This is a genomic window from Exiguobacterium sp. s11, from assembly GCF_018619015.1.
Taxonomy (GTDB): domain Bacteria; phylum Bacillota; class Bacilli; order Exiguobacteriales; family Exiguobacteriaceae; genus Exiguobacterium_A; species Exiguobacterium_A indicum.
On the sequence record NZ_JACSNF010000003.1, the window covers coordinates 147,156 to 163,320 of the forward strand.

Sequence of the window (16,165 nt, forward strand, 5' to 3'; positions counted from 1 at the left end):
AGTATTCCGCCCTCTCATTTTTTATTTCATTATTCTTCAATGATGGTGACCGCTACTTCCGCCAGCTGGTTTTGCTCCACCTTGTAAGATTTTTAAATCTTCTTTCGATAACTCACCGACGATGAACTGCCGTGTTGGCATGATCATCGCACTTTCACTGCTTGCATGCGCTTTGACATAATACAAGCCGGATTTCGGTAGTACCTTCGCAATCGTATAGACACCTGGCTTTGTCTCTTCTGCCGGTTCCATACTATAGCGTACTGTTCCATCCGCTTTCCAGATTTCGAAATGTACATAATCGACTTTTTGAACCGGTTTAGCTTCACGCCAGACTGTTGCTTCAAACGTCTGCTTTTTCTTCGCATCCGGTTGTAAGTCCTTTGGGATATTCATTTTGATCGATAACGGCTTAGCTACGGCATACTGTTCTGCTGCATCGGAATCGACCGCACAGCCAGCAAGACTCGTCGTCGTGACGAGCAGTCCGCCGAGCATGAGTGTTTGTATCGATTTACGCATTGAAGAACCTCCTTACACTCGGAATACGACGGATGACGAGGAAATCGACCAGCCAGACGACGAGCAACGATAGACCGACGAGCGGGAAGACGATTCCCAGCACGACAAGCACAGCGAGGAATCCTTTCAACATGAATGCTTTCGGTCCTTTCGGCGCCCCCATCCCTTTACTTGGTTTTCGCTTCAGCCAAAGATAGAAACCACTGACTGCCACGAGAATGATTCCGAGACAAATCAACAGACTAATTAACTGATTGAACCAGCCGAATTCCGTTCCCTTGTGGAGTGTGATTCCGGTAGCGACGATCTTTCCGACGATACCATAGTTGTCATAACGATAGTCGGCGAGCACGGCACCGGAATATTGATCGAGATGGATCGTCGCTTCATTCTGTGCTTTCGCTGGATACGCAGACAGCGTATAGACACCGATCGGATCACTTGGAATGCTGATCTTAAAGCTTGGATCCATCCCTTGTTGTTTGCCGATTGCAACGATGTCATCGATCGAAGCCGGGACGGCTCCTTCGACTTTTGATTGCGGGACATCAAGTGTTTCGGCAGCCCACGGGACTTCCGCGATATCCTTCGTTTGAAGTGTTGACGTCGGTGCCTCCCCACCCCAGATGGACGGTGGATAACCAAGCCCTTGGTTCGTGACAAGGGACTGGAAGTTCGTTCCCCAGAAACCGGACCACGGTAAGCCAGTCAAGATCAGGAACAGCATCCCTGCTGTGATCCAGAATGCTGGAACAGCGTGGAGATCACGACGGAATAACTTCTTGCCTTGACGAAAACGCGGGAACAAGACGCCTGACAGTCCCTTTTGCTTACGCGGGAACCATAGGAACAGTCCCGTCACGATCAAGACGATCGCCCAACAGGCGACGAGTTCAACGATCCGGTCGCCAGTCGTTCCCGCCATCAGTTCTCCATGGATCTCTTCGATTTTATTCATGATCCGGTCATCGTCAGATAATGTTCCGATGATCTTACCAGAATACGGATTGACGAAGACCGTCGCCGACATGTCTGGTGACGAGACCTTCACTTCACTGGATCGATCGTCGGATTCACCCGGTCGGTACGACGTGACAAGTGCATCGGGATACTTCGCTTTGACGCGATCAATCTGTTCCGTCGCAGTGATGCGATCTGCTTGTGGTGTAACTTCATAATACGATTGATACAGGACGTTTTCGATTTGTGGCTTAAAAAGATAAATGGATCCTGTCACAGCAAGCATGACTAGGAACGGTGCAAAAATGATACCAGCATAAAAATGCCACCGCCAAATCGTCCGGTGAGCAGAAGAAGTCGGTGCTTTTTTGACCGTCTCTTCCGTCTGCATGAGATTCATATGTATCCTCCTCTGGCAATAAATATGTCCACTCTGTGAACATCTTCTAGTATAAGCGTTTACAATCCAATTTCAGCCACTTGCTTGTGACGATAAATTGCCAATACAGTGTGTAAATCACGTAGCTTTTAAGAAGTGAAAAACGTCTTTTTTTGACAATGATTTCACTTTTCTTGTAGATTACTTCTTATTTCAAAAAACTATCCTTATTCATAAAACCAAACTTCATCTAAAAAAGCGAATCCTAATCTGGATTCGCTTGCTCGTGTGATGTTTTTATATTGAAGAACTTTCCTCGACTGATTCCTTTTGACGCCGATGATATACGATACCTGTTACTACTAGACCGATTAAGATGACTACGATCGCACTGATGATTCCGGGATTCACCTGAAGCCAGTTCCACAATTCCGACCACGTGACAGCTTCTCCGATCCGGACGATCAAAAAAGTCCAGAGTCCTGTATACACGCCTGCTGCTAAGAATGTCATTACTAAATAACGCGGTAACGGATAACCAAGGAGTCCGGCGACATAATGAATCGGATGTCTGACGCCGGGTAAGAAGAACGATAGTCCAATCGCCCATAACCCGCGTCGTTCGATGATCGTTTCTGCTCGTTCTAAGAAACGTGACTTCATCCATCGTTTGACGAGCGGAATCTCGCGGAAGAACCGAGCAAGTAGATAAAACCACGTAAAGGCGATGAAGAAGACCGGCCAAGCGGTCAGCCAGATGACGACCGGGTACATTCCCTCTCGTAATCGAAGTGCTGCAAAACTCATCATCAAGACATCGTCCGACAATGGGGTGAACATGATTCCGCCAGCCAGGCGGACGAGTGCCATGATATCCATCACGTATCCCTTCTTTCTGTTTCTCTCTACTTTCAGTATCCCCGATTTTTCTGAAGTTGAGCCCTATCCATTTCTTAAGTTCTTCTTTAGTTATACTTTTCCGATCAAAAGAGATCATCATCGATGATTTAAAGTCACGTAGACCGTAGGACATGTATACGCAATCGTTCAATAAAAACTCCTTTTCCCACATCGAGAAAAAGGGTTTCATCCGTCCGTTCGAGAAGGGGTACAACGTACATCTGAACGCTCATCTGATAGGAGGAATTTCCATGTTACATCGCCGGAAGACCTATACGATTCGTCCCGAACGCCTAGAAGAATTCACTGAGTTTTTCCATACCTATTTGTACCCGCTCCAAGTCAGCCATGGTGCCCGTCTTGTTGGTCGCTGGGTGACCGAGGCAGAAGATGAAGTCATCGCCATTTGGGAATATCGCGACCGTGAACATTACGAACAAGTCGATCGTGATGTCCGCAACAGTGCTTTACGTCGCGAAGCGATGAAGAAGCGCGCGCGTCTCGGCAAAAACCTCTATATCAAATCCTATGAAGATTTCATGACAGCGACCGGTACGTATGCTCCCCCTCGCGCGATCGTCAGCGTGACCGCGTACATCACGAACGATGCCGGTGAAGTCCTGCTCGTCCGCAACCTCCACCGGGGTGATACGTATGAGATGCCGGGTGGACAAGTCGAAAATCACGAATCGATTCTTGACGCCATTAAACGGGAAGTCAAAGAAGAAACCGGTGTTGATGTCACAATCGATGGCATCACCGGTATCTATCAAAATGTCTCAAGTCACGTCCTGTGCGTTTGTTTCCGTGGGAAAGCCGTTGGTGGTGAACTCGCGACACAAGAAGGCGAAACGACGGATGTCGGCTTCTTCCCACTGACACGTGACTCGCTGAGTGAGTATATCAAACGGGAACACTTTCAGTTGCGGACGCTTGATGCAATGGATCCCCATTACTTCCCGCATGCCTTATATAAAGTCAGACCGTATGAACTGATCAGTCGGTACGACGGTAACGCAACGTCGTCTTCACGGTAAACCAAAAATCCCCTTACAGTGTTTTCACTGTAAGGGGATTTTTTTCGGTTACGTTGTCAATCGAGCGGTAATTCCGGCATCATCGGTGACATAGACATCGCCTGCTTGATCCGTAACGGTATAAGCGGAAGACTTCAACGCCTCGATCGCTGCTTGGAGCGTCGCTTGATCCGGATAACGTAGTGTCCAGTAGACGAGTCCGACCGCATCTTCCGGATTCGTTGGTGCGTTGACACCAGACCAGACGTTCAGACCGATGTGATGGTGATAGCCACCGGCAGCAACGAACAATGCACGCATCCGCGAAGCGTCAGCGGCAACTTCAAAGCCGAGCGTCTCGACATAAAATGACCGTGCTGCTTCGAGTGTCTTGACGTGGAAATGGACATGTCCCATGACCGTATCGCTCGGCATGCCATACCAGTCTTCTTCTCCCGCTTCGACGAGCATACTTTGCCAATCGACGGGATCCGTCGTCATCTTGACATCACCATTAGCTTCATACGTCCACGTCTCACGTGGACGATCGGCATAAATCTCGATCCCGTTCCCATCTGGATCCGATAGGTAAAAGGCTTCACTGACGAGATGGTCGCCTTGACCAATCTCGATCCCTTGTGCAATCAGATTTCGGATGACGAAACCAAGTTCTTTTCGGTTCGGTAGCAAAATCGCAAAATGATATAACCCGGCGACCGAGTTTGGTGGAAAACGGCGGGCATTCGGATAGACTTCAAGTTCAACGAGTGGTGTATCTTGTGCACCAAGTACCGTCAACTGATCCGTTTGTGTCAGCACGCGTAATCCGAGTGACGTTGTATAAAATGAAATCGAACGGTCGAGGTCCGTAATACGCAAGCGAACAGGACCGAGTGTGATTTGTGGATGAATCGACATGTTGTTTCCTCCTTCAATGAAATAGCTCGTATCCCTATTATTACGCGGAAGCGATCGAAGCGGAAGTAGGCACGAATAAGTGGTATAGTATCCTAAACGATACCATGAAGGAGGAAGACTGATGGAAGAGACACCAAGCTGTCGGGTCGAGACAGCACTCGAAATCTTGACCGGAAAATGGAAGCCGTCGATTTTACTCGTCTTGATCACACACGGAACGCTCCGCTTCAGTGAACTGAAACGACAATTGCCGAACATTACGCAAAAAATGCTGACGGCTCAACTGCGTGAGCTCGAACTGAACGATATCGTCCATCGCGAGATTTATCAAGAAGTCCCACCCCGTGTCGAGTACTCTCTGACGGATTATGGTCGGACGCTCATTCCAGTTCTTGACGCGATCAATGCATGGGGTGAACAGCATGTCCTCCATCTTGAACAGAAAGAAAAACTCGCTTCCGCTTCCAAATGAGGAATCCATTTCGATGTGATTTCTCATTTTTTATGGAAAAACCTGTCTATTATCCCGTATACTGACGTAATAGACTTCTGTTTTTCGGAAAGGAATGAGTCCTCATGCATCAACTTCATGCGATCGAGCAACTAGTTGCTCGACTCAAACAAGATCCTGCAGTCGAAGCCATCTTCTTGAAGGGATCTTTTGGACGGGGAGAAGAAGATGTCCATTCAGACATCGATCTGTACTGTCTCGTCTCGGAAGAACGTCAAACAAAATTCTTATCGCGTCGTTTGTCCCACCTTTCTGCTTATCGTTCAATCATCTGGAAAGATGAGATTGATATCATCGCCCCACAAATGATCGTCGTCTATGATGATCTGCTACATATTGATTTGTTTACGGTGACGCTCGACTCGCTGAATCATAAGGATCAATTGCGTGTCTTGTATGATCCACAAGAACAGTTGACGGACTTTACGAATACTTGCGACTTAACGCTTTCTGCTCAAGAAGCGACCGATGAAGCAATCGATGCTGTCTGGTTCTTGTTTCAATATAAAAAAGCAGCAGCACGGGGAAATGACTTATGGGCAGTCGAGATGCTCCGTAGCGCCTTGATTAAGTTTGCAAAAGTATTGCTCCATCATCATGTTCCGGAACGAGCGCAACTCGGATTAAAGACGATTCCGACGACATTACCAGACCATCCACGCCTTGCTCTTGAAGCAATCTACGACGTTCTGACACCCGCAACGCACGCTGAAGCGGCTCAACGTTATTTAGCTTGTTTAGAAACTGAACGAAACGCGCTCGACCAGACGCTTGCCGCTCATCCAGAGACGCTCGCTTTACTCGATCGATTAACGCCTGAACTCTCGATCCAAAAATCAGGACGGTAACAAGAAGGGGCTGACTCAAAAATCAGTTTCCACAAAGATAAGGGTGGCAGAATGATGATCTGCCACTCTTTTCTCGTAACAAAAAGAATGACGCGTTTCACGCCACTCCTAAAGGAACAAGCGCATTTATGCGCTGTCAGAGACAAACAAGACCCGCTTTCCTGCTTAAATGAAGCAGGAAAACTGGCTTGTGTCTCGCCTGAGGAAAGGGCGTGAAAAGACGCGTCATTCTTTTATTGACTCTCTTCTATGGTCACTCATTACTGTGTCAATTGAATCTCTTTTGATTGTCCACCTGCCCAGCCAAAGCCAGACGAGACTTCAAGCATCGGATTTTTCACCTGTTTCGGTAATTCGAAGACGATGTTGCCGCTTTTCTCGATATTCGGGTTGATCGTCTCCAAGAAGAAGCCCATTCCGTCTTCATTCGCATAGAGATCGAGCTCCGTATCGGCTGAGTATTCCGTATCGCCGACATTGACTTTAAACATGTTGCTATCGACGAATCGCTCTTCCTTATCTCCGTTTAGAATCGTCAGACCGATGACTAAGAATTGTCCTGATGTTTTCTTTTCTCCGAGAACGTTCGACAACGTATCAACCATCTTGACGTCGTTGACGACGTACGTCAGTTTTCCGACCTTTACCTGATCATTCACTCCGTACGTCTTCTTGACCGGTTTTGCAGCTGCTTTTGCCTTCACTGGTTTTGCTTCTGATTTGACTGTTTCTTGTTCGACTGTCACTTTTTTCTCCGGTGCTGCTTGTTCTTCGTCATCTCCTAGATTCCCGAGAATGACTGCTCCGATCACGATGATTCCTGCCCACTTCACTCCTTTTTTCATGTTACTTCCTCCTTTTAATGTGGCTGACTCACGTCTGATAGCCCTAGTATAGGAAGAAGCAACCCCTTATCCTTTACACTTTTTTAACCAGGTTATTTTTTGTTTATGGTTCGATAAAAAGATTGACAAAAAATAAAAGAGAACGCTGATTTCAGCGCCCTCCTCTCCTTATTCTCCTTTGACTCGGATGACGATTTTGCCTTTTGCGTGCCCTTCTTCGCCATAATCATGTGCTTCCTTGATTTGATCCAGATCAAAAATCCGGTCGACGACAGGTTGTAGCTCGCCACGTTCGACAGCTTTAGCGATATGTCGCAAACGCTCACCCGTCGGTTGCATGAAGACATATGCAGATCGTGCATTATGCTCTTTCGCTTGCTCTTCATCCGGTGGCGTGGAAATCGAGACGAGCATGCCGTTCGGCTTCAGCATCTGATACAATTCGGCTTGCTTGTCGCCGCCCATCGTGTCAAACACAAAATCGACGTCGCGAACACGATCCGCCGGATTTTCCTGTTTGTAGTCGATGACTTCGTCGGCTCCAAGTGCTTTTACCCAGTCGACATTTTTCGTACTTGTTGACGTGATAACGTACAAACCGTTCGCTTTCGCAAGTTGAATCGCAACCGTTCCGACGCCCCCTGATCCGGCACCAATGAAGATCCGGTCACCCGGCTTCGCATCCATCACTTCGAACATGACTTGCCACGCTGTATGCGAGACGAGTGGAAGCGACGCTGCTTCTGCGAAACTGAGCGATTCTGGTTTTTTGACGACGAGATGCGCATCGACTGCGACATACTCTGCATACGTTCCTTGACGGGCGATTTCCGGGCGGCTGAAGACGGCGTCCCCGACTTGAAGATCCGAGACGTTTTCTCCGACTTCCTGAATCACACCAGCAACGTCCCAACCGATGACGAGCGGCATCTCATAGCTCAACATCTGACGCAAATATCCTTCGCGTAGTTTCCAATCGACCGGGTTTACACTCGCGGCGTAGACTTCGATTAAGACATCATCTGGTCCGATGACCGGCTTTTCCAGTTCTCCGACCTTGAATTGTTCCGATCCACCATACTGTTCAATGTAAGCTGCCTTCATCCGTTGACTCCTCCTTCAATATTCGTTCCCTATCTTCTTCCCCGTCCGTTCCACCGACAAACAGTCTGAAGATACACAACAGCTCCCCATCGATCGATGAGGAGCTGTTTCGTTAACGACTCGTTTGCTGAAGAGTGGATGCCGTTTCGTTTAAGGCATGAATCGCCTGTTGCAGTTCCATGACCTGTCCAACTTGATGACGCGTCAGACCAGATAACGACTCACTTTGCGCGAGCAACGCATTCATGAACGTATCAAGTTGACCGGCTGCTGCCGTGATGGCGGCAAGGCTGCTCGTCATCGTCGCGAACTGAGTCTGCGCTGACTGGATTGATCCAACAACTTCCGTTGTATCCGTCTCGATCGTCTGTAGCGCTAACTGACTCTCTGCCATGCGTTCTTCCTGCTCACGTAACAATGTCGTACTCGCATGAATCGAGTTCCCTGTTTGCGTGACGTCCTGATCAACACGTTCGATGATCGCATTGATTTCCTTCGACGCTTCTGCCGTCTGTGCTGATAGATTACGAATTTCTTGCGCAACGACCGTAAAGCCTTTTCCGAACTCGCCGGCACGAGCTGCTTCGATCGATGCGTTAAGACTAAGCAGGTTCGTTTGCGCCGCAATCGCATTAATGCTCGACGTGATGGCGACGATTTCCTGGAAACGTCCAGCAAGCTGTCCGAACGACGTGACCGACTCATCCATGCTCGTCGTCAATTGTTGTAAGGATTGTCCGGCAAGACCAATCGTCTGCCTGCTCTTTTCGGCTGTCGTTCGCGAGGACGAACTGCGCTCGAGTGCGTGGTCGACCGAAACGGTCACATCCTCCATCCGGTTGACTTGCTGGTCGTTCAATTGGCGAATTTCACGAATCGCTTGAACGCTTCCTGCTGCATCATGTGCCAGCTGTTGCATCGCCAGATCAACCTGACTGAAGGAATCCTTCGCCGCGTCGACCGTTTCACTCATCTCTTCCGTAAACGTCGTTACTTCCGTTGCGGTTGCTGCCGTTTGTTCGAGAGCAATTTGCGACGTCGCCGCGTAGGCTTCCGACCGTTCTTGTTCTTGGCGGACGGCTAACATGACGTTCCGTCCAAAGACAGCGACAAAAACAGCCGCTGAGAAAATCATCAAATAGATGACATAGGCGACGATCAAGTCGAATGTATTCGTAAAGACAATCGTTCCCAGCATTGTGAATACTGCCATCTCAATGAGTCCAAGGATTCCGGCGAGAATGACCAAACGCGGAATTAAATAGACGATTGAAATCGTCAAGTAGAGATAGACGATCGTCCAAATGCTTGGCGACGGCAAGGTCACCAAAACGAGAGCGAGTACGAAATACGTTAACGTCACTTGGACGTACTTCCCGCTCGGACGATGTCCAAGTAGGCGGTTGCCCACAAGCAACGCGACCGTCAAGATCAAACCACCGACTAAAAACTGATAAAACACACTGATTGGGACGTAATTCATTTGCGCAAATAAGAAAATCAATGGATGCGCAATCGTAATTAACGTTGCAATCAGGCGGGACAAAATCTTTGTACTTTGTTGCTCGAGGGCAGATACCATCTTGTTCAAACTCCTTCACCTTATTAAAGTCATACAGTTGTTCATCGGCAGAAAGAATTCATTCGTTAAGTCTCTCGAGTGACTTTTTTTCTTGACGCTTTCTTGAAAGCGGGAGTACGGTTAACGTAGACTTTTTCAGAAAAGAGGATTTCTATGCTGTATGTACTCGTAGGTCTCGCAGGTGTTCTCGGTGCCTCGGCACGGTATGGGCTCGGACTGCTGATTAACGACTTCACGACTGGTCCGTTTCCGTGGGCGACGCTTGCGATCAACTTGATCGGGAGTTTTCTTCTCGGCTATGCGACACACTTTTTATTTCGAACGAAACTCTTACATCAATATGCGATCACAGCCATCGGCACGGGTTTCATCGGCTCCTTTACGACGTTTTCGACATTCAGCGTTGAGACGGTGACCTTACTTAATGAACATCATTTAGCGGACGCGTTCCTCTACGTACTCGTCAGCCTATTTGGCGGTTTGTTCCTGTCTTATGTCGGTTACGCGCTCGGAACACGACGACTGCGTCACGTGACGAAAGGACGTGAGTGAATGACGCTACTTGCTCTCGCCATCGGTGCTTTTTGCGGCGCCATCAGTCGGTTTGCCGTCAGTCAATGGATGAAGACGTTTTGGAAACGCGAATTTCCATTAGCGACGTTCCTGATTAATGTAATCGGTTCGTTTTTACTTGGACTCGTCATCGGTGCGCATCTCGATACGACATGGACGTTACTCTTAGGTACTGGTTTCCTTGGATCGTTTACAACGTTCTCGACGTTCAAAATCGAGACATTGCAGTTATTTCAGGAAGGAAATCGTAAAGTACTTACCCTCTACCTCATCTCGAGCTACGGTTTCGGAATTCTTGCAGCGTTCCTTGGAATTACACTTACAGCTTGAACGAAACAAGAGGCGACGGAAAAATCCGTCGCCTCTTGTCGTATCCGTTTTAATTTAATCATTCATCCAGAATAGACCAACCGTCTCTGCTCCGGCATGCGTCCCGATTGCTGGTCCGAACGTGCCTTCGAGAATCGTCAAATCCGGGAACTTCGCTGCGACTTGCTGCCGCAGTTCCGCTGCCATTTCCGGTGCCATCGTCGTCGCGACATAAATCCGGTTCTTATAGAACGTGTGCTGACGCATCGATTCGTCGATTTGTTTAACCATTTCAATGTAAGCTTTCTTTAAAGAACGTGCTTTTTTGAATGGTACGATTTTTCCTGCTTCATCCGTCGTGATGATCGGTTTGATGCTGAGTAGGTTCGCAAGGAACAAGTCACCAGATGAGACACGTCCACCCCGGCGCATCGTCTCCATATTACCGACGATCATATAGAAATGGGTCTTTTTCGTCAACGCTTGTAAGGCTGCGACGATTTCCTCGACGGATTTCCCCTGTGCCGCGAGCTCCATCCCGTAACGAATGAACTCTTGTTGGTTCTCAAACGCTGTATGCGAGTCGATGATATGAACCGGAAAGCTGGCTGCTTCCGCTGCTGATGCTGAACTTTGGACGGTACTTGAGAGCCCGTTCGTACAGTGCACTGCAATGGCACAGTCATAACCTTCTTCTTTCAGACGTTCATATGTTCCAACGAACTCCCCAAAGATTGGTTGTGATGTTTTGGCAATCAGCTTTTTGTCCGCATCTAGCGCACGGAACAAACGCTCGACCGTGATCGCATTCTCTTGGTACGCCGTATCACCGAGTAAGATTTGAATCGGTACGACATTGACGCCGATCGCTTCTGCCTCTTCCTTCGTGAAATAGGCCATACTATCGGTCACCCATGCTATTTTAGTCATTTTCCTTAGCCTCCGTTAGATTCTTCTCGCTTTATCCTACCATATACAGAAGTGGAAATCGCAAGAAACGTCATGACATCATCTGAAAATGAAACGATGTACGCTTATGATAGTGCTCATCGGCATGCAAGACGACGGAAGGAAAATTCGGTTGGTTGATTGCATCCGGTAATCCTTGTGTCTCAAAACAGATTCCGAGGTATGGGGTTGCGCGTCTTCCACAAATCGTAAACTCGCCCGACAAATGATTAGCAGTGTAGACGACGACTCCCGGTTGATCCGTCACGACGCGCAATCGCCGCCCGCTGATTGGCTCATCGAGAACGATTTCTCCACCCTCTCTAAGCAGGAAGGGATGATCAACCCCACTACCTGCTTGGCGGAGTTGTTCATCTGATGCATGTGTCACTTCATGCAGGGGACGGGTATCGAGAAAATCAAAGACGGTGTCTGTCACCGGCAGAATATCACCGGTCGGTACCGCATCTTTCGTCAACGGAACATAAAAAGGTGCATCCATTCGTAACAGATGCTGTTCAATCGTCGTCTTCGCCTCACCCGTCAAGTTAAAGTACGTATGATTCGTCGGACTGAATGGTGTCGAAGCTGTCGTCTCCGCTTCATAATGGATATGCAGGACGTTCTCGTCCGTCCATTCGAACGTCAGCGTGAACGACAAGTGCCCCGGATAGCCGTTCTCCCCACTCGGACTATCTAAACGTAGAACAAGTTTGTCGTCGTTGATTTCGTGCGTGAACATTCGGTTCGCCCAATTTTCGCTTCCTCCATGGAGGTGATGTTCACCCTCATTTTGTTCGAGTACATACGTCATTCCTTCTAGCGCAAACGCACCATTCGCAATTCGTCCTCCGACGCGTCCGATCGTGGCGCCTAAGTGATGCGGATCATCTTGGTATTCTGATAGGTCGTCAAACGCGAGTACGACATTTTCGACCATTCCATGTTGATCCGGAACCCGGATGGCAAGAATTTTTGCGCCTCGGTTCAAGATATCGATACTATGCCCATGCACATTCTGTAACGTGAATCGTAACAAGGACTGATCTCCTAGTTGCCCTACTTCTGTTGTCGTAATCATCATTTGCTTCCTCCTGTACGATACGTTTTCCTGTTTTCGTATTTACCCTCGGAACGAGACAAAAAAACAACAATGGCAAAAGACCATTGTTGTTACAGAGACGGAAGTGGTAATCGCACTTCGATCCGAGTCCCTTGATGGATGATCGAGTGGACGTGTAATGTTGCAGTCGGACCGTATGTCACGTCTAATGCGCGTCGAATCAGGAACAGATTCGAATCCCCCGCCTCCTGTTGATCCAGTTGTTGCATCACGGCAAGCGGCATCCCTTGTCCGTTATCCGTGACTTCGATGACCCAGTCTGTCGTCGCCTTGAAGGCACGGACATCAATCCGGTGATGGCGTCCTGCCTTTACGAACGCATGACGCAGTGCATTATCGACGAGCTGTGTCACAAGGAACGGGAAAACGAAGTATTCTTCAACAGCGGTCTCGATATCAAGATCGACCGTGATATCGGCGGAGGTCAGTTGATTCGGGCGACGTCGTGTTCCTTCTAGTGATAAATAGGCTTTCAGGGTCGCCAGTTCCTCGCGTAGTGGATGTTCATCATGCCGCGTCGCTGCTGTCAACAGTTGAAGTAGCGCATTCAGTTGATGTTTCACAGGAGTTCCTGGATCAGCTGTCCGCTGGATTTCTTCGATGATGCCTTTCAGATAGCTGACATGTAACATCGGTTTCATCTTTCTTCCGCTTAACCGGAGCAACTGATCTTCTCGATGCATATGCAGCTCTCGTGCTAATAAACGGACGAGTTGTTCCGTCATCCGCTCGACGGTGTCGTCAAATAAGTCTTTCGAAAAGTAACAGATGACACCTGCCTTTTGACCGTTAATGCGCATCGGATGAAAACTGAGAATTTGTCCCGTCTGCTCGTCTTCCTGTCGGACGGGTTCTTCTGCTTCGATCCATCGTTGTTCCTCACGTCTCGGTTGCTCGCCACAGACTGCTGGTTGCTGGTCCGTCATATCGATGACGACCTCTGTCGCCCCGAGCACGACGATCCGTTGCATCTTCGTCTCCTTCAATAACGTCGCTCCGATCTGCCGCGCGACTTCCGAAGTCAATCCCTGCTTTCGTAAGGGTTGTAATGCTTGCAGTAGACGATCGGAACGCTCGGTTTGCCGGACGAAGAGTGCTCCTTCGAGTCGAAGTTGTGTCCGTAAAATCATGATGAACAGTACGACCCCACATATGTTTGCGAACAGTAACGGAAAAGCAGCACGACTCATCAAATCAAGTGCTTTTGCCGTATCCGGTGCAAGTAATAGCGTGATTCCACTTTCAAACAGTAATGCTGTCAAGACGATACCGATGGGCGGAACAATTGCATAACCATCATGCAAGCGCCAGCGTTTTCGATACCAGCCGCTCGCAAGTCCAGCGAGCATGGCGATGATCCAACCGGCTTCCGCCCCTAACGAACCGAGTACGTAGCGGTGTAGACCAACTAAACATCCCGTAATGCCGCCAATCACAGGTCCACCAATCAATCCGCTCGTCACGATGACAGCGAGTCGGGTATCAAGCAACAAGGCATCTTTTTCGACGGCTAATCCGAGTAACGGATCAATCGTCGTATCTTGCGAAAGTTCAATTCCTGCATAGTTCATCAATATACCGGATGACACGAATGCGAAGAGCAGTGGAAGGTTCATTCCGCGGTCCATCTTGAATATGTATCGGGAAATGCGCCACTGGGACAATAAAAAGGCTAACAGTGCTAACATACCTAAACGACTCAGTAAGAATGGAATCTGCTCGAGCACGGAATACCTCCTCGTTTCATAGGACGCGAATCAACAATAAAGTCGTATTAGATTACATTCCCGCTCCTCTCTGCATTCTCCTATCATGACGGCTGAAAGTTCGCACAATCCGTCCATTCTTGATTTTTTGACTGATGCGATGAAAAAAAGCCGGCTCCTCCATGAGGAACCGACCATCTTATGCTTCTGCTTGTTCAGCTGGATGCAACCAAATCTTGACGCGGTTGATTTGATAGTTCTCCATCTCCATCACCTCGACGGAGAAGTCTGGTGTATCGATATGCTCACCTGGCTGAAGATCAATGTTATGCATCTGAATCCAGCCACCGATCGTATCGACATCTTCAACATTCGTAAAACGAATATTGAAACGTTCTTCCAAGTCAGCGAGCAAGACTGTACCGTCGAGTAGGAACTCGTCCGATTTGACCTGTTCAATTTCCTCGACTTCATCTGCGTCGAATTCATCACGGATTTCACCGACGATTTCTTCGAGTAAGTCTTCCATCGAGACGAGACCTGCCGTTCCACCGTATTCATCGACGACGAGAACGAGATGGGTCCGGGTCCGTTTCATCTTGCGAAGTGTCTCTTGAAGCGACGTCACTTCCGAAACAACCGGTAAATCCTTGATATAGTGTGTCACCGGATGCTCATTGCCGTTCGCATAATCCGTCAAGACTTCCTTGACGTTGACGTATCCGAGAATCCGGTCCTTATCATTTTCTTCTGTAACCGGGTAACGCGTGTACGGATTATCCATGAAGATTTCCATCAGTTCATCCTTCGTCAAACGTTCTGAGATCGTCTCCATCCGCATCCGCGGCACCATCAAGTCTTTGACGATGTGCTCATCAAACGCAAAGACGTTTTGCATGAGGGCAAGTTCCGTTTGGTTGATTTCACCACTTTGGAAACTTTGCGCCATAATGATTTTCAATTCATCTTCCGAGTGGGCTTGTTCGTGCCCTGCAGGTTTGACACCGAACAGACCGAGGAATAAACGCGCTGAACCGTTGAGTAACCAAATGAATGGGTACATGATTTTACCGAACACATAAAGTGGACGGGCAAACAACAATGTCATGCGTTCTGCATACTGAATCGCAAGCGTCTTCGGAGCGAGTTCACCGATGACGACGTGTAAGAACGTGACGGATACGAATGCGATACCAAACGACAAGAGTGTCGAAACAGCAGCAGAGATCCCGAAGTCATCGAAGACAGGGTGCAAAATCTTTTCAACAGTTGGTTCACCAAGTGCCCCAAGACCAAGTGCTGTGACCGTGATCCCAAGCTGACAGGCAGACAAGTAGTAGTCGAGATCGCCCGCGATTTTTTTCGCAAGGACGGCACTTTTGTTCCCTTCTTGAATCATTTGATCCAAACGCGACATCCGAACCTTAACGACAGCAAATTCCGATCCGACGAAAAACGCCGTCAACGCAATCAACAAGACCACTAAAAATAAATTGATGAATAATATAGTATCCAAAATCCCCTAAACAGGGGTCACCTCCATTGTTTTGTATTAAAGCTGTGCAATCAAGGAAGCAATCAATGTTAGACGCCGGGACAGTTCTAAGCGGATCGCTTGTTTTTCGACGTCCGTCGAATGTAACAAACGCTGCTCGAGTCCTTCAACCGTCGCCTGAAGTTGTTTCACTTCCTGATAAATCGTCTCCCCTGTTTTTTGTTCCCGTTCCGTAAAAGAAGCAAGAATCTCTTGCAGGGAAAGCCGTTGAGACTTCAAATATTCAATCTTTTCGATTTGATGAATGACCGATTCGTCATACAGACGGTAGCCAGAAGCGGTACGCTCTGGTGTTAACAGACCGAGTGATGTGTAGTAATCGATCGTTCGTTTTGATAAGCCGGTGGTCTCCGCGACCTGACCGAT

General features: G+C 48.3%; 17 protein-coding genes. 5 read left to right on the forward strand and 12 right to left on the reverse strand.

The window, feature by feature from the left end:
• Positions 1-36: 36 nt before the first annotated feature.
• From KNQ12_RS11760 to KNQ12_RS11770, 3 genes are all read right to left on the reverse strand, one after another.
• Positions 37-522 (reverse strand): FixH family protein, encoded by a 486-nt coding sequence (locus KNQ12_RS11760; protein ID WP_075642746.1) that lies wholly within the window; start codon positions 520-522, stop codon positions 37-39.
• A complete protein-coding gene (locus KNQ12_RS11765) occupies positions 515-1,882 on the reverse strand; it encodes a PepSY-associated TM helix domain-containing protein (RefSeq protein WP_214748411.1) in 1,368 nt (455 codons plus the stop codon). Before KNQ12_RS11765 ends, KNQ12_RS11760 begins: the two co-directional genes overlap by 8 nt.
• 276 nt (positions 1,883-2,158) lie before the next feature.
• Complete coding sequence (locus KNQ12_RS11770) at positions 2,159-2,740, reverse strand: DedA family protein (protein WP_053452466.1); 582 nt, start codon at positions 2,738-2,740, stop codon at positions 2,159-2,161.
• Between the two features lie 272 nt (positions 2,741-3,012).
• Here KNQ12_RS11770 and KNQ12_RS11775 point away from each other — a divergent pair, with 272 nt between their 5' ends.
• Positions 3,013-3,798, forward strand: a complete 786-nt coding sequence (locus KNQ12_RS11775) for an NUDIX domain-containing protein (protein WP_023466838.1) — start codon at positions 3,013-3,015, stop codon at positions 3,796-3,798.
• 48 nt (positions 3,799-3,846) lie between these two features.
• Here KNQ12_RS11775 and KNQ12_RS11780 read toward each other — a convergent pair whose 3' ends face one another.
• Entirely contained in the window at positions 3,847-4,695 is an 849-nt protein-coding gene (locus KNQ12_RS11780) for a VOC family protein (RefSeq protein WP_214748408.1), read from the reverse strand.
• A 121-nt stretch (positions 4,696-4,816) separates the two neighbouring features.
• Here KNQ12_RS11780 and KNQ12_RS11785 point away from each other — a divergent pair, with 121 nt between their 5' ends.
• Positions 4,817-5,167, forward strand: a complete 351-nt coding sequence (locus KNQ12_RS11785) for a winged helix-turn-helix transcriptional regulator (RefSeq protein ID WP_214748405.1) — start codon at positions 4,817-4,819, stop codon at positions 5,165-5,167.
• A gap of 104 nt (positions 5,168-5,271) precedes the next feature.
• Positions 5,272-6,054: a nucleotidyltransferase domain-containing protein gene (locus KNQ12_RS11790; RefSeq protein WP_214748402.1), complete on the forward strand. Its 783-nt coding sequence runs from the start codon at positions 5,272-5,274 to the stop codon at positions 6,052-6,054.
• Between the two features lie 260 nt (positions 6,055-6,314).
• Here the strand turns inward: KNQ12_RS11790 and KNQ12_RS11795 are convergent, their stop codons facing one another.
• The 3 genes from KNQ12_RS11795 to KNQ12_RS11805 form a co-directional block, all read right to left on the reverse strand.
• Positions 6,315-6,899 carry a DUF4352 domain-containing protein gene (locus KNQ12_RS11795; protein ID WP_214748399.1) on the reverse strand — a complete coding sequence of 195 codons (585 nt, stop codon included), beginning with the start codon at positions 6,897-6,899 and terminating at the stop codon, positions 6,315-6,317.
• Positions 6,900-7,067: 168 nt separating this feature from the next.
• A complete protein-coding gene (locus tag KNQ12_RS11800) occupies positions 7,068-8,003 on the reverse strand; it encodes an NADP-dependent oxidoreductase (protein WP_214748396.1) in 936 nt (311 codons plus the stop codon).
• A 112-nt stretch (positions 8,004-8,115) separates the two neighbouring features.
• Positions 8,116-9,585 (reverse strand): methyl-accepting chemotaxis protein, encoded by a 1,470-nt coding sequence (locus tag KNQ12_RS11805; protein WP_058713456.1) that lies wholly within the window; start codon positions 9,583-9,585, stop codon positions 8,116-8,118.
• Between the two features lie 153 nt (positions 9,586-9,738).
• Here KNQ12_RS11805 and crcB (KNQ12_RS11810) point away from each other — a divergent pair, with 153 nt between their 5' ends.
• Both crcB (KNQ12_RS11810) and crcB (KNQ12_RS11815) read left to right on the forward strand, forming a co-directional pair.
• Entirely contained in the window at positions 9,739-10,137 is a 399-nt protein-coding gene (gene crcB, locus KNQ12_RS11810) for a fluoride efflux transporter CrcB (protein WP_214748393.1), read from the forward strand.
• Positions 10,138-10,488: a fluoride efflux transporter CrcB gene (crcB, locus tag KNQ12_RS11815; RefSeq protein WP_214748390.1), complete on the forward strand. Its 351-nt coding sequence runs from the start codon at positions 10,138-10,140 to the stop codon at positions 10,486-10,488.
• Positions 10,489-10,542: 54 nt separating this feature from the next.
• Here crcB (KNQ12_RS11815) and KNQ12_RS11820 read toward each other — a convergent pair whose 3' ends face one another.
• The 5 genes from KNQ12_RS11820 to KNQ12_RS17150 form a co-directional block, all read right to left on the reverse strand.
• On the reverse strand, positions 10,543-11,397 hold the full coding sequence (locus KNQ12_RS11820) for a DegV family protein (RefSeq protein ID WP_058265493.1): 855 nt from the start codon (positions 11,395-11,397) through the stop codon (positions 10,543-10,545).
• A 70-nt stretch (positions 11,398-11,467) separates the two neighbouring features.
• Positions 11,468-12,496, reverse strand: a complete 1,029-nt coding sequence (locus KNQ12_RS11825; protein WP_081637451.1) for an aldose epimerase family protein — start codon at positions 12,494-12,496, stop codon at positions 11,468-11,470.
• Between the two features lie 92 nt (positions 12,497-12,588).
• A complete protein-coding gene (locus KNQ12_RS11830) occupies positions 12,589-14,265 on the reverse strand; it encodes a LytS/YhcK type 5TM receptor domain-containing protein (RefSeq protein WP_214748387.1) in 1,677 nt (558 codons plus the stop codon).
• Positions 14,266-14,443: 178 nt separating this feature from the next.
• On the reverse strand, positions 14,444-15,760 hold the full coding sequence (locus KNQ12_RS11835; protein WP_023466825.1) for a hemolysin family protein: 1,317 nt from the start codon (positions 15,758-15,760) through the stop codon (positions 14,444-14,446).
• Positions 15,761-15,796: 36 nt separating this feature from the next.
• The gene (locus KNQ12_RS17150) at positions 15,797-16,165 is read right to left on the reverse strand and encodes a MerR family transcriptional regulator (protein ID WP_035399153.1); all 369 of its coding nucleotides are present in this window, start codon (positions 16,163-16,165) and stop codon (positions 15,797-15,799) included.

Coding starts and splice junctions, on each gene's coding strand:
- KNQ12_RS11760 (WP_075642746.1), bottom strand. CDS start 522: ATGCGTAAATCGATACAAACACTCATGCTCGGCGGACTGCTCGTCACG.
- KNQ12_RS11765 (WP_214748411.1), bottom strand. CDS start 1,882: ATGAATCTCATGCAGACGGAAGAGACGGTCAAAAAAGCACCGACTTCT.
- KNQ12_RS11770 (WP_053452466.1), bottom strand. CDS start 2,740: ATGGATATCATGGCACTCGTCCGCCTGGCTGGCGGAATCATGTTCACC.
- KNQ12_RS11775 (WP_023466838.1), top strand. CDS start 3,013: ATGTTACATCGCCGGAAGACCTATACGATTCGTCCCGAACGCCTAGAA.
- KNQ12_RS11780 (WP_214748408.1), bottom strand. CDS start 4,695: ATGTCGATTCATCCACAAATCACACTCGGTCCTGTTCGCTTGCGTATT.
- KNQ12_RS11785 (WP_214748405.1), top strand. CDS start 4,817: ATGGAAGAGACACCAAGCTGTCGGGTCGAGACAGCACTCGAAATCTTG.
- KNQ12_RS11790 (WP_214748402.1), top strand. CDS start 5,272: ATGCATCAACTTCATGCGATCGAGCAACTAGTTGCTCGACTCAAACAA.
- KNQ12_RS11795 (WP_214748399.1), bottom strand. CDS start 6,899: ATGAAAAAAGGAGTGAAGTGGGCAGGAATCATCGTGATCGGAGCAGTC.
- KNQ12_RS11800 (WP_214748396.1), bottom strand. CDS start 8,003: ATGAAGGCAGCTTACATTGAACAGTATGGTGGATCGGAACAATTCAAG.
- KNQ12_RS11805 (WP_058713456.1), bottom strand. CDS start 9,585: ATGGTATCTGCCCTCGAGCAACAAAGTACAAAGATTTTGTCCCGCCTG.
- crcB (WP_214748393.1), top strand. CDS start 9,739: ATGCTGTATGTACTCGTAGGTCTCGCAGGTGTTCTCGGTGCCTCGGCA.
- crcB (WP_214748390.1), top strand. CDS start 10,138: ATGACGCTACTTGCTCTCGCCATCGGTGCTTTTTGCGGCGCCATCAGT.
- KNQ12_RS11820 (WP_058265493.1), bottom strand. CDS start 11,397: ATGACTAAAATAGCATGGGTGACCGATAGTATGGCCTATTTCACGAAG.
- KNQ12_RS11825 (WP_081637451.1), bottom strand. CDS start 12,496: ATGATTACGACAACAGAAGTAGGGCAACTAGGAGATCAGTCCTTGTTA.